Below are 21,576 nucleotides of genomic sequence, written 5' to 3'. Positions count from 1 at the left end.
ACGGCAAGATCGTCGACGAACTCCACAACCCCACCGCCGACACCGTCCTGGACCGCATGCGCCGCTTCGACGCCAAGGGCCGCACCAGCTGAGCCCGTTCGCACGTCCGAGCCCACCTGCCCCCGAGTACCCCCAGGACTGACGCTCCCCCATGTTCCGCACCGCACTGCGCAACGTACTGGCCCACAAGGGCCGCCTGCTGATGACGATGCTCGCCGTCATGCTCGGCACCGCCTTCGTCGCCGGCACGCTCATCTTCACCGACACCATGGGCCAGGCCCTCCGGAGCCAGAACTCCAAGAGCTACGCCGACATCGCCGTCACGGTCAGCGACGACTCGGCCGTCGGCCGCGGCTACGACCACGGCGCCCGCCACAACGCCGACACCCCGACCCTCACCGAGGACGCCCGCAAGAAGATCGCGGCCCTGCCCGGCGTCGCCGACGCCCGCGGCGTGGTCAGCGGCTTCGCCGGCATCGCGGACAAGAAGGGCGCGCTGATCGGCAACGGCTTCTCCACCACCGGCACCAACTACGTGCCGGGCGCCGACGGCACCGACCCGCGCTACCCGCTGGTCGAGGGCCGCGGCCCCAGGAGCGCCACCGAGATCGCCCTGGACACCCGGACTGCCGAGAAGGGCGGCTTCAAGCTCGGCGACACCGTCCGGGTCGCGGTCAACGGCCCGGTCATGGAGCTCAAGCTCACCGGCACCCTGCACACCAACGACCCGCGCGTGATGGCCGGCGGCTCGCTGGCCGCCTTCGACGACGCCACCGCCCAGGGGCTCTACCTGAGCCCCGGCCGCTACGCGTCGCTGGACGTCAAGGCCAAGCCCGGCACCGACGACGCCGCGCTGCTCACCGCCGTCAAGCAGGCACTGCCCCAGGGCGACAACATCGACGCCCGCACCGGCCGCGACCTGGCCGCCGAGCAGGACAAGATGATCGCCCAGGGCACCAAGATCCTGAACACCTTCCTGCTGGGCTTCGCCGCCATCGCGCTGTTCGTCGGCATCTTCATCATCGCCAACACCTTCTCCATGCTGGTCGCCCAGCGCACCAGGGAACTGGCGCTGCTGCGCGCCGTCGGCGCCACCCGCCGGCAGATCACCCGCTCGGTGAAGGTCGAGGCCGTGCTCGTCGGCCTGACCGCCTCGATCGGCGGCCTGCTGGCCGGTGTCGGGATCGCCGTCGGCCTCAAGGCGCTGCTCAACGGCCCGATGGACGCCAACCTGCCGGACGGCCCGCTGGTGATCGCCCCCACCACCGTCCTGACCGCGCTCGCGGTCGGCGTGCTGGTGACCCTGGTGGCCGCCTGGCTGCCCGCCCGCCGGGCCTCCCGGATCGCTCCGGTCGCCGCGATGAGCTCCGTCGAGCAGCCCGCCACCCAGAAGAGCCTGGTGGTCCGCAACACCGTCGGCCTGCTGTTCTCCGTCGCCGGGCTGGGCTCGCTGGCCGCCGGCATCAGCGGCAAGGAGGTCAAGCTCGTCGGCCTCGGCGCGGCCGCGCTGCTGCTCGGCGTGTTCGTGCTGACCCCGCTGCTGTCCCGGCCGCTGATCGCCCTGCTGGCCCCCGTGCTGCGCGCCGTGTACGGAACCCCGGGCAAGCTGGCCCAGGAGAACGCCGTCCGCAACCCGCGCCGCACCGCCGCCACCGCCTCGGCGCTGACCATCGGCGTCACGCTGATCACCTCGCTGACCGTGATCGGCGCCTCGGTGAACAAGGCCGTCGACGACTCCACCGACAGCGACATCAAGGCCGACTACACCGTGGCCATGCAGAACGGCACCATGCTGTCCGACGAGGTCGCCACCCAGATCGCCAAGACCCCCGGCGTCAGCGCGATGAGCCCCGAGCGCACCGTCCCGGTCACCGTCGACGGGGCCGACGACCGGTCCGAGTGGATGACCGCGGTGGACGCCACCACCATCGACCGGTTGGCCACCGTCAAGATCAAGGAGGGCTCGGCGGACGCCCTCAAGCAGGGCAAGCTGCTGGTCAGCACCGGCCGCGCGCAGAGCGCCGGCTACAAGGTCGGCGACACCCTCGCCGTCACCTACCCGGACGGCAGCAAGGGCTCGCTCACCATCGGAGGCATCCTGGAGGCCAACACCGCGCTGGCCAGCGTGATCGCCCCGGACGCCGTGGTCGGCCGGCACGCGGAGCCCGGCTCCGGCCCGAACAAGGTCCTCGTCAAGGGCGAGCACGGCGCGACCGAGCAGCTCAAGCAGGCGCTGCGCGACGCCACCGGTGGCAACCCGCTGATCGCGGTCAAGGGCGACAAGGACATCAAGGCGGAGAGCCGCCAGGCCGTCACCAACATCCTGAACATGATGTACGGGCTGCTCGGCATGTCCGTGGTGATCGCCGTCCTCGGCGTGGTCAACACCATGGCGATGTCGGTGTTCGAGCGCCGCCGGGAGATCGGCATGCTGCGGGCGATCGGCCTGGACCGGCTCGGCATCCGCCGGATGGTCCGGCTGGAGTCGCTGCTGATCGCGCTGTTCGGCGGACTGGTCGGGATCGGCCTCGGCATCCTGACCGCCTGGGCGGTCGTCCGGACGATGGCGGGCGACCTCAAGGGGCTCAGCACCGTGGTGCCGCCGCTGCAGATCCTCGGGTTCCTGCTCGCGGCTGCCGTGATCGGCCTGCTGGCCGCGCTCTGGCCGGCCCACCGGGCGGCGAAGCTGGACATCCTGGGCGCGATCAAGAGCGAGTAGTCCCGCGCCTCGACAACCCCCACCGGAGCCCCGGACGGTCGAACCGTCCGGGGCTCCGGCGTCGGTGCGTGTCCGTACCCCTCGTCCGTACCCCTCGCCGGTGCCCCCGTGCTTGCTTCTCGTGCTTGGCCTTCGTGATTGCCCTTCGTGCTTGCCCCTCGTGCTTGGCCCTCGCCCTGGAGGCCTCGTTCCAGGACGGGTTGGACGTGGCTCCGAACCGGAGCAGGGGGCGTGATGCCGAAACGACACCGCCCCGCCCGGCGGGGTGCCGGGCGGGGCGGTGCGGTGAGTTCTGCGGTGCGGCGTGCGCTCAACGGCCGGGGGTCAGGCGGCCGGCTTGGCCGTGACGGGCTTCGCCCGGTTCCCGAACAGGTTGAAGAACACGGCCAGCGTGGGCAGCAGGTACGCCAGCCAGACGACCAGCTGGAGCACCGTCGGGTCCGGCTGGAAGTTGAACACGCCCTTGAGCAGGGTGCCGTACCAGCTGTCCTTGGGGATGGTGCTGGAGATGTCGAAGGCCGTGGCGTGCAGGCCGGGCAGCCAGCCGGCCTCCTGGAGGTCGTGGACGCCGTAGGCGAGGACGCCTGCCGCGACCACGACCAGCATCGCGCCGGTCCAGGTGAAGAACTTGGCCAGGTTGATCTTCAACGCGCCGCGGTAGAACAGCCAGCCGAGGACCACCGAGGTGAGCAGGCCGAGCGCGGCGCCGACCAGCGGGTTCCAGCCGTCGTCGGTGGCCTGCACCGCGGACCAGATGAACAGCGCGGTCTCCAGGCCCTCGCGGCCCACCGCCAGGAAGGAGGTGACCACCAGCGCCGTGGTGCCCATCGCGATCGCCGCGTCCAACTTGCCGTGCAGCTCGGTCTTGAGGTGCCGGGCGGTGCGCCGCATCCAGAACACCATCCAGGTCACCAGCCCGACCGAGATGATCGACAGCGAGCCGCCGAGCGCCTCCTGGGCCTCGAAGGTGAGCTGCGAGGAACCGAACTGGAGGACCGCTCCGAAGACCATGGAGAGCACCACGGCCGCGGTGACGCCGAGCCACACCGGCGGCAGCTTGTCCCGGCGGTCGGTCTTGACCAGGTACGCGATCAGGATGCAGACGACCAGGCTGGCTTCGAGGCCTTCGCGCAGGCCGATCAGGTAGTTGCCGAACACGGCTGACTCCTAGAGGTGTTGGAGGTGGGAAGGCTCAGCCGAAGAGGGCCTGACCCCACCACTCCCCCGGCTTGCGGACACCCGCCGGGCAGGCGAAGTGGGCGGAGCCGACGTGCTGGATGTACTCGTTGAGCTTGTCCGTGGCCGCGAGCCGCTGCTGGAGCGGGACGAAGGCCTTGCGGGTGTCGCGCTGGTAGGCGAGGAAGAACAGTCCGGCGTCCAGCCGGCCGAGGCCGTCGGTGCCGTCGGTGAAGGAGAAGCCGCGGCGCAGGATCATCAGGCCGTTGTTGGCGTCCGGGTGGGCCAGGGCGACGTGGGAGGTCGCGGGCATCGCCTTGAGGTCGGGGGCGTCGTGCTCCTTGGCCTTGCCGTACGGGGCGCCCTCGCCCTTGGTGCGGCCGAAGGTGTCCTCCTGGTCCTTGAGCGGGGCGCGGTCCCAGGTCTCGATGTGCATCCGGATCCGCCGGGCGACCAGGTAGGAGCCGCCGGTCATCCACTCCGGGCCGTCGCCGGGGGCGGCCCAGACGTGCTCGGCGAGGTTGGCGCCGTCGCTGCCCGCGATGTTGTGGGTGCCGTCCTTGAACCCCATCAGGTTGCGCGGGGTCTGCTGGTCCGGGGTGGTCGAGGAGGTCTTGCCGAAGCCGAGCTGGGACCAGCGGATGTTGACGGTGCCCATGCCGATCCGGGCCAGGTTGCGGATCGCGTGCACCGCGACCTGCGGGTCGTCGGCGCAGGCCTGGACGCACAGGTCGCCGCCGCTGCGAAGCGGGTCGAGCTTGTCGCCCTTGAAGGTGGGCAGCTCGATCAGGGCCTCGGGGCGCTGGGCCTTGAGGCCGAAGCGGTCGACGCCGTCCTTCTCGAACAGGCCGGGGCCGAAGCCGATGGTCAGGGTGAGCCGGGAGGCGGGCAGGCCGAGGGCCTCCCCGGTGTCGTCCGGCGGGGCCTCGGCGGAGGCCGGGACGGCGCCGGTGCCGACCTCGCGGCCGCCGGTCATCGCGGCGGCCGCCTTGGTCCACTCCTTGAGCAGCTTGACCAGGGACTCCCGGGTGGCCTTCTCGGAGACGTCGAAGGCCGCGAAGTGCAGCCGGTCCTGGACGGGGGTGGCGATGCCCGCCTGGTGGTCGCCGTAGAACGGGACCTCCGCGGCGACCGTCGCAGCGGCCGCCGGGACGGGGTCGTCGTCCTGGCGGCTCGCCGCCGCGACCGACCCGACGGCCGCGGCGCCGAGCGCGACGCCCGCGCCGGCCCAGCCGATGACGGCGCGGCGGCTGACCGCGCCCGGGTTGGCGGTGGCGGCAGCGGCCGGAGCGCCCTGCTGCTGCTCGTTCTCGGCGTCCATCGGCGGGCGGGCCCTTCTCACTCTTGCTGAACTACTGACCTGCGGAACTACGGAACTGCTGACCTGCGGAACCGCTGGCCTACCGGCTTGCTGGCCTGCGGAACTACGGAGCTGCGGTGACGGCCGAACCCGGTTCGGCGGTGGGCTACTTGACGACGACGGCGGCGGCCAGCTTCGACAGCGGCTCGCCCAGCGAGTTGACCGCGTCGGAGAAGGTCTTGCGCTCGGCCTCGGTGACCTTGTCGTACGGGGTGAAGGTGCCGTCGGCCTGCTTGTACTTGGCGAGCAGGGCGTTGATGGCGGTGAACTCGGAGTCGAGGGTCTTCGACAGCTCCGGGTTCTTCTCGGCGGCGACCGGCTTCAACAGCTCGTAGGCCTTCTGGGCACCCTCGACGTTGGCCTGGAAGTCCGCGAGGTCGGTGTGGCTGTAGCGGTCCTCCTCACCGGTGATCTTGTTGGTGGCGACCTCGTCGAGCAGTTCCTTGGCGCCGTTGGCCATGCTGGTCGCGGTGATCTCCGCCTCGGGGATCTTCTTCTGCCAGTCCTTGAGGTCGGCGACCAGCTGGTCGGCGAGGGTCTTCTCCTCGTCGCCGATCCTGGCGTCGGCCCAGAGGGCCTTCTCCAGCCGGTGCCAGCCAGTCCAGGCCTGGCCCTGCTCCAGCTTGTCCTCGCGGGTGTCGGTCTTGGGGTCGACGTCGCCGAAGCTCTCGGCGACCGGCTCGGTGCGCTCCCAGCCGGTGCGCGAGGGGGCGTACAGCGACTTGGCCTTCTCCAGGTCGCCGCCCTTGATCGCGGCGGCGAAGGCCTCGACGGCCGGGACGGTGGCGTCGGCCTGCTCCTGGGCGTACTTGCGGTAGGCGTCGACGGCGGCGGCCAGGCGCGGGTCGGCGGGGGCGGCGCTGCCGCTGTCGCCGGTCACGGTGATCTTCTGGCGGATGCCGTCGCCGACCATGCCGGGCTTGCAGGCGACCTCGTAGCTGCCGGCCTTGATCTCGGCGTTGATGCTGGCCTTGGTCCCGGGGCCGATGTTCTCCCGCTCGGTGACGATCTTGTCGCCGGCGGCGTAGACGTACACCTCGGTGGTCTTGGAGCCCTTGTTGCTGATGTCGATCACCACGTGACCGGCCGGGAAGCTGGTCTTCGAGACCTCGCAGGCGGTGTCGGTGGCGTTGACCTTGACCGCGTCCGAGCCGCCCGCCTTGTCGTCCTTCTTCGACGCGCAGCCGGCCAGGGCGGCGGTGGCCACGGCGAGGCTGAGCAGCGCGGCTGCGGTGGAACGGCGGCGGGCGGACATGGGGGCTCCAACGGAAAAGGGCATGGGGGTGCCAAGGCCGGGTAAAGCGCCGGCCGGGCCGGTGCCTCCTGATTAGCTAAGGCATACCTTACGTAAGAAGTCTTTACCGTCCATACCCGGCCCCCTGCCCTGCCCGAACCGTTACCTCCCCGGCGCGCGCCGGGCGGCGGCGCGGGCCGTCCAGCGGCCGTCCTGGCGGCTGATCCGGATCGGGTGGCCGAAGGTCGCGCTGATCAGCTCCGTGGTCATCACCTCGTCCACCGGACCGGCCGCCAGGCACTCGCCCTCGCGCAGCAGCAGCGCGTGAGTGGTGCTCTCCGGCAGCTCCTCCAGGTGGTGGGTGACCAGCACACTGGCCAGTTCGGGGTGCTGGTGGCGCAGCAGGTCCAGGCTGTCCAGCAGCAGCTCGCGGGCGGTCAGGTCGAGGCCGGTGGCGGGCTCGTCGAGCAGCAGCAGGCGGGGGCTGGGCATCAGCGCGCGGGCGATCAGGGCCCGGCCGCGCTCGCCCTGGGAGAGCGTGGTCCACGGGGCGTCCGCCATCGCGGCCATGCCGAGGGTCTCGATCAGCTCCTCGGCCCGCTCCACCGCCTCGGGGGCGGGCTTGCGGTGCCACTCCGGCTCGATGGTGTTGGTGTGGCCGGTGAGCACCACCTCGCGCACGCTGAGCGGCGAGCGCAGCGGGTGGCGCGGGTTGACGTGCCCGAGGTGGGCGCGCAGCTCGCGGATGTCGACCCGGCCGAGCCGGCGGCCGAGCACGTCCACCGTGCCGCAGGTGGGGTGGGAGACCGCGCCGAGCAGGGCGAGCAGGGTGGACTTGCCCGCCCCGTTGGGGCCGAGCAGTGCCCAGTGCTCGCCGGGCCGGATCTCCAGGGTGATGCCGCGCAGCAGGTGCCGGCCGTCGCGCACGACGTCGACGTCCTGGGTGCGCAGCAGCGGGCCGTCGAAGGACGGGGCCATGGGGCGATTCTCCGATCGTGGTGCCGGTCAGGGGGGCGGGGCGCCGTACCCGACCGGCCCGGCGCCGACCGTCCGTGTGCACCGTACAACCGTCGGCCGGGGCCGAGCCGGGCCGTCCGAGGAGTGAACCGTCCAGAACCCTGTCGTGCGGGAGGAGTTGGGAGGAACATGGTGCTCTTCCGTGGGGGCGAGGGGGAGGCGTGATGGTGGCGGACGAGGAACGGCCGGGCAGTCTGCACGCTCTGGTCGAGCGGCAGGCCCGCCGGGCGCCGGGGGCGGTGGCGGTGCGCTGCGGCGAGGCGGAGCTGACGTACGGGGAACTGGACGCCCGGGCGGACCGGTTGGCGGCCGTACTGGTGGGGCGCGGGCTGGCCCCCGGCGGCCTGGCGGCGGTCGCGCTGGGCCGGGGCACCGAGGTGTACGTGGCGCTGCTCGCGGTACTCAAGGCGGGCGCCGCCTTCGTGCCGCTGGAGCCGACCGCGCCCGACGCACTGCTGCGGCACGTGCTGACCGACGCCGCGCCCCGCCTGGTGGTCACCGAGCGGCGCCACCTGGTCCGGCTCGCGGACGCGGGCGGCGCCGAGGTGGTCTGCGTCGACGACCAGGACCAGCCGGACGGCGGGTTCGAGCGGCCGGACGGAGGGTTCGAGCGGCCGGAGGTCACCCCCGGCGACCTCGCCTGCGTGTTCTACACCTCCGGCTCCACCGGCCTGCCCACCGGCGCGCTGGTCGAGCACCGCAACCTGCTGGCCGCGTACGCGGGTTGGCGCGAGGTGTACGGTCTGACGCCCGAGGACCGGATCCTGCAGACGGCCAGCTTGGAGTTCGACGTCTTCACCGCCGACTGGGTGCGCGCGCTGGGCACCGGCGCCACCCTGGTGGTCACCCCGTTCAACCTCACGCTGGACCGCACCGCCGACCTCGCCGCGCTGCCCGCGCTGGTCGCGGAGGAGCGGATCACGGTCATGGAGCTGAACGTCCGCACCGCGCGTCGGCTCACCGACCTGCTGTCCGTGACCCGCGCCGGGCTGCCGGGAGTACGGCTGCTCACCGTCGGCGCCGAGAAGTGGTACCTGGACGAGCAGTTGGCGCTGCAACGGCTGCTCGGCGAGGGCACCAGGGTGCTGAACGTCTACGGCCTGGCCGAGGCCACCGTCGACAGCACCTGGTTCGAGGTGCGCGGCGCGGCCGCGGCCCCCGGCGCGGAGCGGGTCTCGCTGGTCGGCCGGCCCTTCCCCGGCACCCGGGTGTACGTGCTCGGCCCCCGGGCCACCCCGGTGCCGCCCGGGCGGGTCGGCGAGATCGCCGTCGCCGGCTCCGGCCTGACCCGCGGCTACCTGGGCCGGCCGGTGGACACCGCCCGCCGCTTCATCCGGGCGAGGTTCGATCCGGACGGCCGGGTGCTGCTGACCGGCGACCTCGGGGTGCTGCGGGAGGACGGCGTACTGGAGTTCGTCGGCCGGGCCACCACCGTGGTCGGACCGCTCGGCGCGGACCGGCCGACCACGGTGGTCGCCCGGGTCAAGGTGGCGGCCCGTGCGGAGGGCGCGCTGCGCACCCACCCGAAGGTGCGGGAGGCGGTCGTGGTCGAGATGGAAACGCGGCCCGGGCAGCGGCAGTTGGTCGGCTACGCGGTGCCCGTACAAGGAGCGCCGGACCGGGACGGGACGGACGGCTGGTCGCTCACCCAGTACCTGCTGACCCAGCTCAGGGGCTTCTCGAACCCCACCGCCGTGGTCGTCGTCCCCGAGCTGCCGCGCACCCGCGCCGGGAAGCTCGACCGCTCCAAGCTGCCGCTGCCCGCCCCGCCGGGGCACACCGCCCCGCGCTCGGCCAAGGCCGGAGGCGGGCGCGGCGGCAAGGGCGGGGCCGGGCGGAGCGGCAAGGGCGGCGGCGGGCGCGGCGGTTCGGACTCCGATCCGATCGGCTGCGCGGTCGCGATCGCGATCGTCGTCGCGTTCTTCGCGTGGGGCCTCACCAATGTCTTCTTCAAGGGCGCGACGGACCTCTCGGCGGTGCCCGACGGCGGCTACCACACCTGGTTCGAGCTGCTCTACTTCTTCGAGAACCTCTCCTTCGGCGCCGGGATGGCCTTCCTGTTCTTCGGCTTCCCCTCGGTCCTGCGACAGGGCCGGTCGTTCAGGCTGTCCGTGGTCACCTACCTGTCGATCTTCTGGCTGCTCGCCTCCTGGTGGCCGCAGGACAACCTCTACCGGCTCACCGCGGCCAACGACTGGACCCGCGAGGTGGTGATGGTCTACGTCTTCAACGTCCCGCTGATGCTGGCCGCCATGGTGGTCGTGGTCTTCCTGCTCAGCCGGCCGAAGACCGTGCAGAAGCAGAAGGCGGGGAGGAGGCACTAGGGTCCGTCCTCAAGCTCCTGCCTGTGGGCCGGCGTTCAGCGCAACGCCTCGAACATCCCGGCCAGCGCGCCGTTGGCCGCCTCGACCAGCGCCTGCGCGGCGTCCAGCGCCTCGGCGTCGGGCCCGGCCAGGGCGAGGCCGACGGCGGGCTCCGGGTCGTGGGCCGCCGTCGGGATCAGCGGCAGCAGGGTGACGCCGAGCCGGGCGCAGCGCGGGCGCAGCCGGTCGAGGTGCTCGTGCAGCGCCTCGGGGGCGAGCCGGGCGCCGAGCGGCAGCGCGTCCAGGGTGCGGACGAGGTGGCCGGGGCCGCGCATCCGGTCCAGTCGCTCGCGCAGGACGAAGGCGACGGCGGGGCCGGTGAGCCGCAGGTTGATCTCGGTGGGGGCGAGGCGGCGCTGCCGGTCGGTGACGAAGTCGACGTCGTACCAACCGCGGTGGCCCTCGGCGGCCAGCCGCTCCCCCACCGCCAGGGCGAACCCGCGCGCCGTGTCGGCGGCGGCCCGCGGCACGGTGCCGGGGCCGACGGTGACGCCCTGGTAGCGGGTGCCGGCCACCTCCATGACGCCGGCCCCGACCGGGTGCACGGTGCCGTCCGGGCCGATCACGGCGTCGTAGGTGAGGTCCCGCAGCCGGGCGGAAGGGCCCGGGTCCACGTACTCCTCCAGCAGCAACTCGCCGTCCGGAGGCAGGACTTCGGAGCGCACCAGGCGGCGCAGCAGGGCGCCTCCGCCGCCCGCGGCGAACAGCTCGGCGGGCTCGACCACGACGGTGCCGTAACCGCCCACGCCGTACGGGCTCTTGAGGACGGTGGTCAGGCCCCGGACGGCCCGGACGGTGAGTCTGTGCGCGGCGCGGCGACGGCTCCCCACGCGCTCCTGGGCGGGGACGACGACCCCGGGGTGCTCGGGGGCGAGGGCGGCGAACAGCCCGTGCGCGGCGGCCTTGGACTCGTAGCGGCGGACGGTGTCGAGCTCGGGCCCCTCGCCCTGCGCCGCCGTACGGCCCCAACTGACCACCGGGTGGCCGGAGTCGGCGATCCGGGCGGCCAGCGCGGGGCGGGCGGCGAGCGCCTCGGCGAGCGTCCGGTCGCCCGCCACCCCGGTGTGCACCTCGACCGGGCCCCAGCCCAACTCCCGGCCCAGCCAGTCGGTCCAGACCCGGTCGACCTCGGCGGGCAGCACCAGCACGGCCGGTTCCGGGCTGTAGCCGACGGCCAGGCAGGCGTAGTGGTGCGCCTGCCGCAGCCGTCGCGCCCACTGCGCGGCGTCCATGCCCGGGGCGAAGAACTGGGCGTTGAAGTCCGCGACATTGCCGAGGTGCACCGCCGCCCGCCCGCCGGTCCAGGCCCCCACCCATCCGTCCATGGAGCGGAAGCATAGGGCGTCAGAGCGCCAACAGCCCCGCCTCGGTGGGGCGCAGACCGCACGCGTCGAGGTAGAGGGCGCGCAGGTGGGGCTCGAAGTCGACGTGCAGCCAGGCGCAGCCGGCGCTGCGGGCGCCGTCGGCGGCCTCGCCGACCAGCCGGGTGGCGACGCCGTGCCGCCGGGCGGCCGGTGCGACCACGGTGTCCAGCAGGAAGGCGTGGGTGCCGCCGTCCCAGGCGAGGTTGACGAAGCCGACCAGGGCGCCGTCGGCGGTCCGCCGGGCGGTGACCCAGCCGAGGCTGTGCCGCGCCAGGCGGGCCGGCCACTGGCCGGGTTCGAGGGGGTGGCCGAAGCCGTCCGCGTGCAGGCGGTCGAGTTCGGGGTCGGTGAGCGCTCCGCGCCACTGGTAGTCGATCGTCACGACGGCAGCGTAGACGGCTTGTTAAGTTCCGATCATTTTTGATTGGACCAGGACACAACTTGGCAAAGTTATGACCTTTCCTCTAGCCCGGCCTGACTGATCGCCGTCAATCTCGGTCGCAGCTCTTTGCAGCCCCTTTCCCTGCACCCCACCCCCACCGGAGTCAGAGTGAGCCCCAACTCCTCGTCCCGCCGTGCCCGCACGGCCGGAGCGATAGCCGTCGTCGCCGCCCTCGCCGCCGTGGCCGTCCCCACCACGGCCTCCGCCGCCCCCGCCACCCGCGAGGCCGCGATCGCCCAGGCCCGCGCCAACGTCACCCACAACGCCGGGGTGTTCGGCTACGGTGCGGGCCAGGACCTCGTCCTCAAGGACGTCGTCCTCGACGCCGACGGCGCCTCGCACATCCGCTTCGACCGCACCTACCAGGGCCTCCCGGTGGTCGGCGGCGACCTGGTCGTCCACCAGGACGCCCGCGGCAGGCTCAAGGACACCTCCCGGGCGGCCGCCCACGACGCCGCCGTGAAGACCACCGTCCCCAAGGTCCCCGCCCAGGCCGGCGCCGCGAACGCGATCTCCGCCGCACCCGGCGTCCGGGACGCCACCAGCAGCCCCGAACTGGTCGTCTGGGCCGCCGACGGCACCCCGCGACTGGCCTGGCGCACCGTCGTCGAGGGCACCGGCGAGCACGGCCAGCCGGCCGGCAAGGTCGTCGTCACCGACGCCACCACCGGCGAGCAGATCGAGTCCTACGACGCCGAGCACCAGGCCGCCGGCACCGGCAACTCCGAGTACACCGGCCAGGTCACCGTCGACACCACCCCGGCCAACGGCGGCTACACCCTGACCGACCCGGTCCGCGGCCACGTCACCAAGGACGCCGGCAACCTGTCCGCCAGCTCGATCAAGGCGAGCTCCGGCACCCCGTTCACCAGCACCACCAACGTCTGGGGCGACGGCAAGAAGTTCTCCACCAACCGCGCCACCGCCGCCGTCGACGCCCACGCCAACACCGCCTGGACGTACGACTACTACAAGAACGTGCACGGCCGGAACGGCATCAAGAACGACGGCAAGGGCGCCACCGTCTTCGTCCACGTCGGCACCAACTGGGACAACGCCCAGTGGTCCGACAGCTGCTTCTGCATGATGACCGGCGACGGCGACGGCACCACCGACCCCGAGCAGGTCGACCTCGACACCATGGGCCACGAGATGACCCACGGCGTCACCAGCGCCACCGCCAACCTGCGCTACAGCGGCGAGTCCGGCGGCCTCAACGAGTCGACCAGCGACATCTTCGGCACCATGGTCGAGTGGTACGCCAACAACAAGATCGACACCGGCGACTACCTGTTCAGCGACCAGTCCACCCCGCCGTGGCTGCGCCGCTTCGACAAGCCCTCGCTGGACGGCAAGTCGGCCGACTGCTGGAGCAGTTCGGTCGGCAAGCTGGACGTCCACAACTCCTCCGGCGTCGGCAACCACTGGTTCTACCTCGCCAGCGAGGGCAGCGGCACCAAGACCATCAACGGGGTCACCTACAACAGCCCCACCTGCAACAAGTCGACGGTCACCGGCATCGGCAACCAGAAGGTCGCCAAGATCTGGTACCGCGCGCTGACCGTCTACATGACCTCCACCACCAACTACAAGGGCGCCCGCGCCGCCTCGCTCAACGCCGCCCGCGACCTCTACGGCGCCGGCAGCACCGAGTACAACGCGGTCGCCGCGGCCTGGAGCGGCGTCAACGTCAACTAGGGTCCGTCCGGCCGACGTTGTCGGATCAGCTGGTGAACCCGACGTGGACGTGGTCGTGGTGGGTGTCATCGGTGAAGAACTGGTTGCCGACGCCCGCGATCGCCACCGGCCCGCCCACGTTGTACGAACCGGCCGCCGCCGCGTCCCGCATGAAGGACTCGATCAGCTGCCGGGGCGTGGCCGGGTCCACCACGGCCCGGCCGTCGATCCGCCAGACGTCGAAGGCCCGGCCCAGCGGATGGTCGCTGGGCCGGGTCGTCCCGAAGACGTCCAGGGGGTGACCGGTGCGCACCACGCTCACCGACAGCGCGTACGGGCCGGCCAGCCGCAGCATCGCCGTCAGGACGCTGTCGTGGACGGTGCCGCTGAGCAGATCGGCGGCGGCCTCGGGCGGCAGCTCGATCCTCGGCTCGGCCAGCACCTTCGCCACCGCGGGGGTGGGTGCGGCGGGCGCGGCAGGTGAGGCGGCGGGTGAGGCGGCGGGTGACCCGGCGACCGGGCCCGGGTCGCCGGGGTGCACGGCGGTGACCGTCCAGCGGGGCTCGGCCCGGCTCAGCCGGACGTCCACCGTGATGCCGCCCGCCGCCACCGAGCCGTCCGGCTGCCTGGTCCACTGGCGGCAGACCACCAGCACGCTCGCCGAGTCGGCGAGGATGCCGCCGTACTGGGCGTCGACCACCTCCACGGCGGCCTCCGGCGCCGCCGGGGCGAGCCGCCCGGCCCCGTCCGCCAGGCCCGGCGGCAGGCCCAGCGCCGCCACCCGGGCCCGGGCCGCCCCGGACCCCTGCCCGCCGGGCGGCCAGGCGCCGAGCGCGGCGACCAGCTCGACGGCGCGGCGCTTGACGTCGGGCTGGATCTCGCCGGGGCCGGGCTGCCACAGTGGTGGGTTGGGCAGCGGGGTCGCTGCGGGGGGCGCTGTCGGGGACGGGGTCGGGGACGGGGCCGCTGTCGGGGCCTGTGCCGGGGCCGGTGTCGAACTCGCCGGGGCCACGGCGGACTTCGTACCGCTCGTACACCCCGCCGCGCCCAGCAGCACCGCCGCCGCACCCGCCCGCAGCACCCCGCGTCGGCCCGTACCCCGGCCACTGTCTCCGCTCGTCATGCCGTCAGTATGCGACCGGTGGCCGGGCCGGGGCGCGAGCGTCAGCCCAGACGGCGGATCGGCTCACCCGCCAGGAACGCCGCGATGTCCTCCACCGCCTCGGTGAAGTACCGCCGGTAGTTCTCCTGCGAGACGTACCCCAGGTGCGGGGTGGCCAGCAGCCGGGGCGCGCGGCGCATCGGGTGGTCGGCGGGCAGCGGCTCGACGTCGAAGACGTCCACCGCGGCCCCCGCGATCCGGCCGCCGGTGAGGGCCGCGAGCAGCGCGTCCTGGTCGACGATCGCCGCCCGGGAGGTGTTCACCAGATAGGCCTCCGGCTTCATCAGGGCGAGCTCGGCGGCGCCGATCAGCCCCCGGGTGCCCGCGTTCGACGCGAGGTGGACCGACACGAAGTCGCTCTCCCCGAGCAGTTGCTCCTTCGAGGCGGCCCGGCGCACACCCGCCGCGGCCGCCTGCTCGTCGGTCAGGCTCCGGCTCCAGGCCAGCACCTCCATGCCGAAGGCCAGCCCGACCCGGGCGACGGCGGAGCCGATCCGGCCGAGACCGAGCACTCCGAGCGTCCGGCCGTGCAGATCGGCCCCGACGGTGCTCTGCCAGGGCCCGCCCTCGCGCAGCGCGGTGTTCTCCTGGACGAGACCGCGGGCCAGGCCCAGCAGCAGCGCCCAGGTCAGCTCGACCGGCGGAGTGCCGGAGCTGGCCGTACCGCAGACGGTCACGCCGTGCGCCTCGGCGGCCCGGAGGTCGATCACCGAGTTGCGCATGCCGGAGGCGACCAGCAGCTTGAGACGGGGCAGCCGGGCGAACAGCGTGGCGGGGAACGGCACCCGCTCGCGCAGGGTGACCACGATGTCGAACCCGGCGAGCGCGGCGACCAGTTCCTCCTCCGAGGTGTGGTGCTCACGGAAGGCGGTCACCTCGACCCGGTCGGCGACCGGGGTCCAGTCGGCGGAGCTGGTGGCGACGCTCTGGAAGTCGTCCAGGACGGCGCAGCGAAGGAGCGGAAACGTCATGCCCGCAGCTTCCCAGACGGCGGCGGGCCGGGGGGCCGCAGTCCGTAGCGGTCCCGCTCCCGTTCCCGGTCCCGCTCCCGGACGACCCACGATGGCTCGCCGAGCTTGGCCCGCAGGACGGCCATCGGGTGGCGCAGCTCCCGGTGGTCGGACAGGCCGTCCCAGCCGTGCAGTCGGATGTCCCGCAGGTCGTGCATCCCCTCGCCGAGCTCGATCAGGGTGCGTAGCGCTCGGGTGTCCTGGCGGGTGAGCTGCACCTCCCGGCCGTCCACGGTGGCGATCCGGGTGACCGGGTCGAGGGCGATGCGTCCGTCGAAGGCGGTCAGCGGGACCGGCGCCTCGTCCACGGGCTGTTCCTGCTCCATGTCGGGCAGCCTAGTCGGTCCGGCCCGGCCGCCAACTCCGCCGCGCAGCAGGGCCGATGGCTCCGACGCCGCTACCCGTTCCACCCGTTGAGGTCTTCGAAGCCGGTCTCCACGCTGCCGCGGAACGCCAGGGCCTCACGGCCGATGCCGAGAGCGTCGAGCAGGGAGTCCAGGGCCGCTTCCGGGTCGTCCATCGAGCGGCTCAACCAGACGAACGTGCACGGGGGAACCTGTCCGCCGAGCCTGCTCAGGGCGAAGGACGTCCTCCCGATGCTGAACATGGCGACGTCCACCGGGCCGAGGTCCTCCCAGCCCCGCTCGACGGTCAGCCGCAGGCGCGCCGCGAGCACGTCCAGCGGGGGCTGCAGGCCCGCCACCAGGCGAAATGTACCGGCGGCGTACTCCCACATGCTCTGCTGGAAGGCCGGGTTGGGGTTACCGCCCTGGTAGGAGGGTGCCGGACCCCAGTCCGGTTCGGGGCCCGGAACGCTGACTGCCGCCATGCCTGCCCCGTCCGAACGCTGCGGTTACCACCCTGCTCCCACCGTAGCCGAGGCGCCCGTCAGCCGTCCGGGTCGAGCAGCGCCTCGGCGGTGGCCGTCCGGGCGTACAGCACCCAGCGCCCGGCGCGGTGGGCGCTCACCAGGCGAGCGTCCCGCAGCGCCGTCAGGTACTGGGAGACGGCCGAGGGCGACAGGCCGGTGCGGTGGGCGAGTTCGGTGGTCGAGGCGGGGGCGGCGAGTTCGGCGAGCAGCAGGGCGCGGGAGCGGCCGAGCACCGCGGCGAGGGCCGCCGTGCCGGGGGCCGGTGGCCCCGCGGTCCAGAGACGGCCGATCCCCCGGGCCGGGTAGGCGAGTTGGGGAGGAGCCGGCGGGGCGAGCAGGGTGAACAGGCCCGGGCCGGTGAAGGCGGAGGGGATCAGCAGCAGGCCCGGCCCGGCGGTGCGGCGGGGCATCGGGCGGGAGCGCCGGCTCAGCCGCAGGGCGCCGTCGGTCCACCGCAGTTCGGCGTGCAGGTCGTTGAGTACCCGCTCGGCGCCGTGCTCGGCGGCCTGCCGGGCCCGGTACAGCACGTCGGCGTCGAGGACGGCGCGGATCCGCGCCCAGTACGGCGCGAGGGCCAGCTCCCAGTAGGCCTCGACCGCCTCGGCGAGCCGGGCCAACCCGGCCTCCGGGTCGGCGTACAGGGCCCGCAGCCTCGGCCCGAGCGTGCCCCGGTCCGCCCGGTCCGCCCGGTGCGCCCGGTGCGCCTGGTCCGCCTGGTCCGCCTGGTCCGCCGCCAGTCGGTCCAGGTCGCGCCGGACCTGCCCGGCGGGGGTGGCCCGGATCGCGGCGAGTTCCCCGGCCAGGGTCGGCGCGGGTCCGGTCGGGGCCGGATTGAGGAAGTCCGGCACGTACCCGGCGGGCGGCACGAGTTCGGCGAGCAGCCCGTACGCCGAGCCGAGCGCCGCCAGTCGGGGCCGGACCTGCTCCACCCAGGGGCCGTGGACGGCGTGCGGCGCTCCCAAGCGCAGCAGACGCAGGCTCGGCCCGACCTCCCACATCGGTGCGACTGCGAACCGCATCCGGGCCAGGTCACCTGCCGTGAATAGCAGTTCCGCCAACGCCTTCCCCCGTGGATTCACACATGTCCGAATCAGTGGCGATCAGGTTAGTTCAATCGCGATCATGACCAGCATGACTTCCGACACCACCTCGACCAGCGCTTCCCCGACCGGCGCTTCCCCGACCAGCGCTTCCGTGTCCGCCGCCTCGTCCGGCACCTGGCAGCTCGGCGACCGCACCGTCCACCGGATCGGCTTCGGCACCATGCGCCTGCCGCAGACCGGGCCGGCGCTCGTACCGGACGCCGTACCGCGCGACCGCGACCAGGCCCTGCGGGTACTGCGCCGCGCGGTCGAACTGGGCGTCAACCACATCGACACCGCCGCCTTCTACTTCTCCCCGCTGCGCTCCGCCAACGAGCTGATCAACCGCGCCCTCGCCCCGTACTCCGACGACCTGGTGATCGCCACCAAGGTCGGCCCGGCCCGTGGCACCGACGGCCGGTGGATCGACCACGCCCGCACCCCCGAGGCGCTGCGCGCCCAGGTCGAGGAGAACCTGCGCCAGCTCGGCCGCGACCACCTCGACCTGGTCAACCTGCGCATCCTGGGCACCGACTCGATCGCCGAACGCTACGGCGCACTCGCCGAGTTGCGGCAGGCCGGACTGATCCGGCAGCTCGGCCTCTCCAACGTCCACCCGCGCCAGCTCACCGAGGCCCGGGCCATCGCCCCCGTCACCTGCGTGCAGAACCCGTACGGGATCGGCGCCTCGCCCGCCCAGGACGAGGTCCTGCGACTCTGCGGCGAGCAGGGCATCGCCTTCGTCCCGTTCTACGCCATCGCCGGCGCCGGGAGGGAGGGCGGCGCCGCCGCCGGGGCGGAACCCGGCGAGGTCCGGACGGTGGCCGAGGCGCGCGGCGTCAGCACCGCCCAGGTCCGGCTCGCCTGGACGCTCCACCGGGGCCCGCACGTCCTCGCCATCCCGGGCACCGGCGACGTGGCGCACCTGGAGGACAACATCGCGGCCGGCGCCCTGCGGCTGACGGCCGAGGAACTCGCCCTGCTGAACCGGGCCCACTCCGGCTGACCTGGGACCTGGGACCTGGGCCCCGGAACCACCACCCGCCGCACGGGCGTCACACTCCGGGACCGGACCCCGTCCCACCGAACGAACCCCAGGAGCCTGCCCGTGACCGACCGCGCCACCCGCTACCTGTACCTCGCCCGCCACGGCGAGGCGGCCCACCACAGCCCGGCCGGCAGCGAGTCGGATGGTGGGTCGGGTGGTGGGTCGGGTGGTGGGTCGGCCGGTGAGGTGGGTGGCGAGGCGAACAGTGGGGCGGACCGCGACGGGCTCAGCCCCACCGGCCGCCGGCAGGCCGTACTGCTCGGCCGCCGCCTGGCGCAGCGCCCCCTCACGGCCGTCCACCACGGGCCGCTGCCCCGGGCCGCGCAGACCGCCCGGCTGATCGGGGACCAGCTCGGCGGAGTACCGGTGTCCGCCTGCGAGGAGGCCGGCGACTACGTCCCGTATCTGCCGTCGGCCGACGAACTGCCCGCCGACAGTGCCGAGTTCCTGCTGCGCTTCCTGACCCAGGCCTCCCCCGAGGAGCTCTCCCGCGGACCGGAACTGGCCCGCCGGGCCGTCGACCGCTTCACCGGACCGGTCGACGGCCCCGAGGACCGGCACGAACTGGTCGTCACCCATGCCTTCCTGATCGGCTGGCTGGTCCGCCACACCCTGGACGCCCCCGCCTGGCGCTGGCTCGGCCTCAACGCGGCCAACGCGGCGCTCACCGTGCTCCGCTTCGCCCCCGGCCGCCCCTCCGCCGTCCTCCTCCTGAACGACCAGTCCCACCTGCCCGAGGAGTTGCGCTGGACGGGCTTCCCGCCGGAGCTGCGGGCCTGAGCAGCCACCGCGGAGCCTCCGCCCGGGGCAGCGCGTCGCCGGGCCTGCGGTCGGCAGGAATGTGGTCGACAGAAATGTGGTCGACAGGATTATGCAGACCGGTCTACAGTCTCCGTCCATGGGAGCAAAGGGCGAGGAGACCCGGGCCCGGCTGATCGCCGGCACCCGGGAACTGATCGAGCAGCACGGGTACTCCGGCACGGGCCTCAACCAGGTCCTGGCCGTCACCGGCGCACCGCGCGGCTCCCTCTACTTCCACTTCCCCGGCGGCAAGGACCAACTGGTCGCGGCCGCACTGCTGCAGTCCGGCCAGGAGGTCGCCGACCTGCTGACCGGACTCGCCGCCGACGGAGCCGACGCCGCCGCGCTCAGCCGACACCTCACCGAGGTGTTCGCGGACCGCCTGGCCCGCTCCGACTACACCAAGGGCTGCCCCATCGCCACCGTCGCCCTGGAGGTCGCCGGGACCAACGAGGCACTGCGCGCCGTGTGCGCCGAGGTGTACGAGGGCTGGCAGCGCATCCTGGCCGAGCAGCTGACCGCCGGCGGCTTCCGCCCGGCCGAGGCCGCGGTGGCCGCCGGCCAGGCCCTGGCCCTGATGGAGGGCGCGGTGCTGCTGGCCTCGGTCCGACGCAGCCGCGAGCCCCTGGACGACGCCCGGCACGCCGTCCTCCACCTCCTCGGCGCGAAGGCGTCCGGCCGCTCGTAGCCGTTGCCGCTGCACGGGCGCCCTGCGGCCGGCTCGATGCAGCACTGACCGCTCGCCAAAAAATATGCAGACCGGTCTAGCTATCCAAGATTCGGCCGCATCACCACTCGCCCGCCAGTCGCCCCCGCTCCATCATGCCCAGAAATTATGCAGATCGGTCTACCGAAATATGCCGATCGGTCCACAGAAAGCAGAGACCGCTCATGCCACCCACTCCCCCGCCCCCGCAGACCCTCGTCCTGGGCGCCGGCGGCTTCCTCGGCCGCTGGCTGCTCCTCGAACTCCTCGGCCGCGGCGAGCCCGTGGCCGCCGCCGTCCGCACCACCGCGAGCGGCACCGCTCTCCGCGCCTGGCTGCGCGAGCACGACACCGACCCGACCCCGCTGACCACCGTCACCGCCGACCTCACCCGCCCCGGCCTCGGCCTCTCCCCCGAGGACGACGCCCGCCTCGGCAAGGTCCGCGACGTCCACAACCTCGCCGCCCGCTACCAGTTCGGCCTCACCCGCGCCCAGGCCGAGCCCGCCAACCTCCACGGCGCCCTCCACGCACTGCACTGGTCCGCGACCCGGCCCCAACTGCGCCGCCTGGTCCACCTCTCCGGCTACCGGGTCGGCCGCGACCCCCACCCCCGCCACCCGCTCGACCCCGGCACCACGGACGCCCTCTACGCCCGCCTCGGCGCCTATGAGGCCTCCAAGCAACTCGCCGACGCCGCCGTCCGCGTCACCGCACCCCGGCTCGGCGTCCCGCTCACCACCGTCAACCCGAGCAGCGTCATCGGCCACTCGACCACCGGCGAGGCCGGCCAGTACCTCGGCCTCGCCCAACTGGTGCACCAGCTGCACCGCGGCCGCCTCCCCCTGCTGCCGGGCACCCGCCGCACCTTCGTCCCCGTCGTCACCGTCGACCATCTGGCCCGCTTCCTGGCCGCCGTCCCGGTCCACGACCGCGCCCCCGTCGCCGCCCACACCGTCCTCGACCCGACCACCCCTGCCCTCCCCGACCTGGTCGCCCTCCTCGCCACCCACCTCGGCGTCCGCCCACCCCGCGGCCTGGTCCCCGTCCCCCTCGTCCGCCGCCTCCCCCGCGCCCTCACCGGCGCCGACCCGGAGACCCTCACCTTCCTCTCCGAGGAACGCTACGACACCACCTCCGCCGACCGTCTCGCCACCGCCGCCGGCCTCACCCACCCGCCCCTCACCCCCGCCCTCCACCACTGGGCCGACCGCCTCGTCCACGACGCCTTCGGCGCCCGACACTGAACGTGATCGAGTGGTGTCGGGGCTGTTCGCCTGAAGGCCGTCGGTCGGTTCCGGTAACCGTTGGGGCGTATCCAGCGTCTGCATCCACCTGACCAAGCCGCTGCGGGAGTTCATCGCCGCGAACAGAGACTGGCTCAGCGTTGTCCAGCCACCCACCTACGCGCCGGACCTCAACCCTCAGGAGGGCACCACCGGCTCCAGCAGATCCGGTACCGTCCGGACCTGGCCGACGGCTGCCTGACCGGCACTGGCCTGATCACGTCTGACTGACGAGCGGAAAAGGGATGGCCGGTAGCT

General features: G+C 73.3%; 18 protein-coding genes and 1 pseudogene. 8 read left to right on the top strand and 11 right to left on the bottom strand.

The window, feature by feature from the left end; translation table 11 throughout:
• Both ACFXOZ_RS22525 and ACFXOZ_RS22520 read left to right on the top strand, forming a co-directional pair.
• Positions 1 to 92, top strand: a pseudogene (locus ACFXOZ_RS22525) (ABC transporter ATP-binding protein); the annotation flags it as partial.
• Between the two features lie 59 nt (positions 93 to 151).
• Entirely contained in the window at positions 152 to 2,719 is a 2,568-nt protein-coding gene (locus tag ACFXOZ_RS22520; RefSeq protein ID WP_380592301.1) for an ABC transporter permease, read from the top strand.
• Between the two features lie 324 nt (positions 2,720 to 3,043).
• On the opposite strand, the gene efeU is transcribed toward ACFXOZ_RS22520, so the two are convergent.
• The 4 genes from efeU to ACFXOZ_RS22500 all read right to left on the bottom strand — a co-directional run bounded on the left by efeU (position 3,044) and on the right by ACFXOZ_RS22500 (position 7,467).
• Positions 3,044 to 3,877, bottom strand: coding sequence for an iron uptake transporter permease EfeU (efeU, locus tag ACFXOZ_RS22515; protein ID WP_380592299.1), 834 nt, complete (start codon positions 3,875 to 3,877; stop codon positions 3,044 to 3,046).
• Positions 3,878 to 3,911: 34 nt separating this feature from the next.
• Complete coding sequence (efeB, locus tag ACFXOZ_RS22510; RefSeq protein ID WP_380592297.1) at positions 3,912 to 5,216, bottom strand: iron uptake transporter deferrochelatase/peroxidase subunit; 1,305 nt, start codon at positions 5,214 to 5,216, stop codon at positions 3,912 to 3,914.
• Between the two features lie 145 nt (positions 5,217 to 5,361).
• Positions 5,362 to 6,510: an iron uptake system protein EfeO gene (efeO, locus tag ACFXOZ_RS22505; protein ID WP_380524273.1), complete on the bottom strand. Its 1,149-nt coding sequence runs from the start codon at positions 6,508 to 6,510 to the stop codon at positions 5,362 to 5,364.
• A 141-nt stretch (positions 6,511 to 6,651) separates the two neighbouring features.
• A complete protein-coding gene (locus ACFXOZ_RS22500; RefSeq protein ID WP_380592295.1) occupies positions 6,652 to 7,467 on the bottom strand; it encodes an ABC transporter ATP-binding protein in 816 nt (271 codons plus the stop codon).
• Between the two features lie 203 nt (positions 7,468 to 7,670).
• Between ACFXOZ_RS22500 and ACFXOZ_RS22495 the strand changes: the two genes are divergently transcribed.
• The gene (locus ACFXOZ_RS22495) at positions 7,671 to 9,830 is read left to right on the top strand and encodes an amino acid adenylation domain-containing protein (protein WP_380592293.1); all 2,160 of its coding nucleotides are present in this window, start codon (positions 7,671 to 7,673) and stop codon (positions 9,828 to 9,830) included.
• A 35-nt stretch (positions 9,831 to 9,865) separates the two neighbouring features.
• On the opposite strand, the gene ACFXOZ_RS22490 is transcribed toward ACFXOZ_RS22495, so the two are convergent.
• Positions 9,866 to 11,194, bottom strand: coding sequence for a hypothetical protein (locus ACFXOZ_RS22490; protein WP_380592291.1), 1,329 nt, complete (start codon positions 11,192 to 11,194; stop codon positions 9,866 to 9,868).
• A gap of 19 nt (positions 11,195 to 11,213) precedes the next feature.
• Positions 11,214 to 11,615 (bottom strand): GNAT family N-acetyltransferase, encoded by a 402-nt coding sequence (locus ACFXOZ_RS22485; RefSeq protein ID WP_380592289.1) that lies wholly within the window; start codon positions 11,613 to 11,615, stop codon positions 11,214 to 11,216.
• Between the two features lie 168 nt (positions 11,616 to 11,783).
• On the opposite strand from ACFXOZ_RS22485, the gene ACFXOZ_RS22480 reads away from it, so the two are divergent.
• Entirely contained in the window at positions 11,784 to 13,373 is a 1,590-nt protein-coding gene (locus ACFXOZ_RS22480; RefSeq protein WP_375895723.1) for a M4 family metallopeptidase, read from the top strand.
• Between the two features lie 25 nt (positions 13,374 to 13,398).
• Here ACFXOZ_RS22480 and ACFXOZ_RS22475 read toward each other — a convergent pair whose 3' ends face one another.
• The 5 genes from ACFXOZ_RS22475 to ACFXOZ_RS22455 form a co-directional block, all read right to left on the bottom strand.
• Positions 13,399 to 14,475 carry a hypothetical protein gene (locus ACFXOZ_RS22475; RefSeq protein ID WP_380592288.1) on the bottom strand — a complete coding sequence of 359 codons (1,077 nt, stop codon included), beginning with the start codon at positions 14,473 to 14,475 and terminating at the stop codon, positions 13,399 to 13,401.
• A 41-nt stretch (positions 14,476 to 14,516) separates the two neighbouring features.
• On the bottom strand, positions 14,517 to 15,485 hold the full coding sequence (locus ACFXOZ_RS22470) for a D-2-hydroxyacid dehydrogenase family protein (protein ID WP_380524288.1): 969 nt from the start codon (positions 15,483 to 15,485) through the stop codon (positions 14,517 to 14,519).
• Positions 15,482 to 15,850 (bottom strand): hypothetical protein, encoded by a 369-nt coding sequence (locus ACFXOZ_RS22465; protein WP_380592286.1) that lies wholly within the window; start codon positions 15,848 to 15,850, stop codon positions 15,482 to 15,484. The genes ACFXOZ_RS22470 and ACFXOZ_RS22465 overlap by 4 nt, the downstream gene beginning before the upstream one ends.
• A 71-nt stretch (positions 15,851 to 15,921) precedes the next feature.
• On the bottom strand, positions 15,922 to 16,353 hold the full coding sequence (locus ACFXOZ_RS22460; RefSeq protein WP_380592284.1) for a hypothetical protein: 432 nt from the start codon (positions 16,351 to 16,353) through the stop codon (positions 15,922 to 15,924).
• Between the two features lie 59 nt (positions 16,354 to 16,412).
• Positions 16,413 to 17,414: a DUF5937 family protein gene (locus tag ACFXOZ_RS22455; RefSeq protein ID WP_380592282.1), complete on the bottom strand. Its 1,002-nt coding sequence runs from the start codon at positions 17,412 to 17,414 to the stop codon at positions 16,413 to 16,415.
• 112 nt (positions 17,415 to 17,526) lie between these two features.
• Between ACFXOZ_RS22455 and ACFXOZ_RS22450 the strand changes: the two genes are divergently transcribed.
• The 4 genes from ACFXOZ_RS22450 to ACFXOZ_RS22435 all read left to right on the top strand — a co-directional run bounded on the left by ACFXOZ_RS22450 (position 17,527) and on the right by ACFXOZ_RS22435 (position 21,279).
• Positions 17,527 to 18,483, top strand: coding sequence for an aldo/keto reductase (locus tag ACFXOZ_RS22450; RefSeq protein ID WP_380592303.1), 957 nt, complete (start codon positions 17,527 to 17,529; stop codon positions 18,481 to 18,483).
• A gap of 102 nt (positions 18,484 to 18,585) precedes the next feature.
• Entirely contained in the window at positions 18,586 to 19,305 is a 720-nt protein-coding gene (locus ACFXOZ_RS22445; RefSeq protein ID WP_380592280.1) for a histidine phosphatase family protein, read from the top strand.
• Between the two features lie 118 nt (positions 19,306 to 19,423).
• Positions 19,424 to 20,014 (top strand): TetR/AcrR family transcriptional regulator, encoded by a 591-nt coding sequence (locus ACFXOZ_RS22440; RefSeq protein WP_375895707.1) that lies wholly within the window; start codon positions 19,424 to 19,426, stop codon positions 20,012 to 20,014.
• Positions 20,015 to 20,217: 203 nt separating this feature from the next.
• Positions 20,218 to 21,279 carry an SDR family oxidoreductase gene (locus ACFXOZ_RS22435; RefSeq protein ID WP_380592278.1) on the top strand — a complete coding sequence of 354 codons (1,062 nt, stop codon included), beginning with the start codon at positions 20,218 to 20,220 and terminating at the stop codon, positions 21,277 to 21,279.
• The last annotated feature ends 297 nt before the right edge of the window (positions 21,280 to 21,576 follow it).

The organism is Kitasatospora sp. NPDC059160 (genome assembly GCF_042755465.1).
Taxonomy (GTDB): domain Bacteria; phylum Actinomycetota; class Actinomycetes; order Streptomycetales; family Streptomycetaceae; genus Kitasatospora.
Note: the sequence above shows the minus strand (reverse complement) of the source record. Positions and strands in the feature narration are given on the sequence as shown.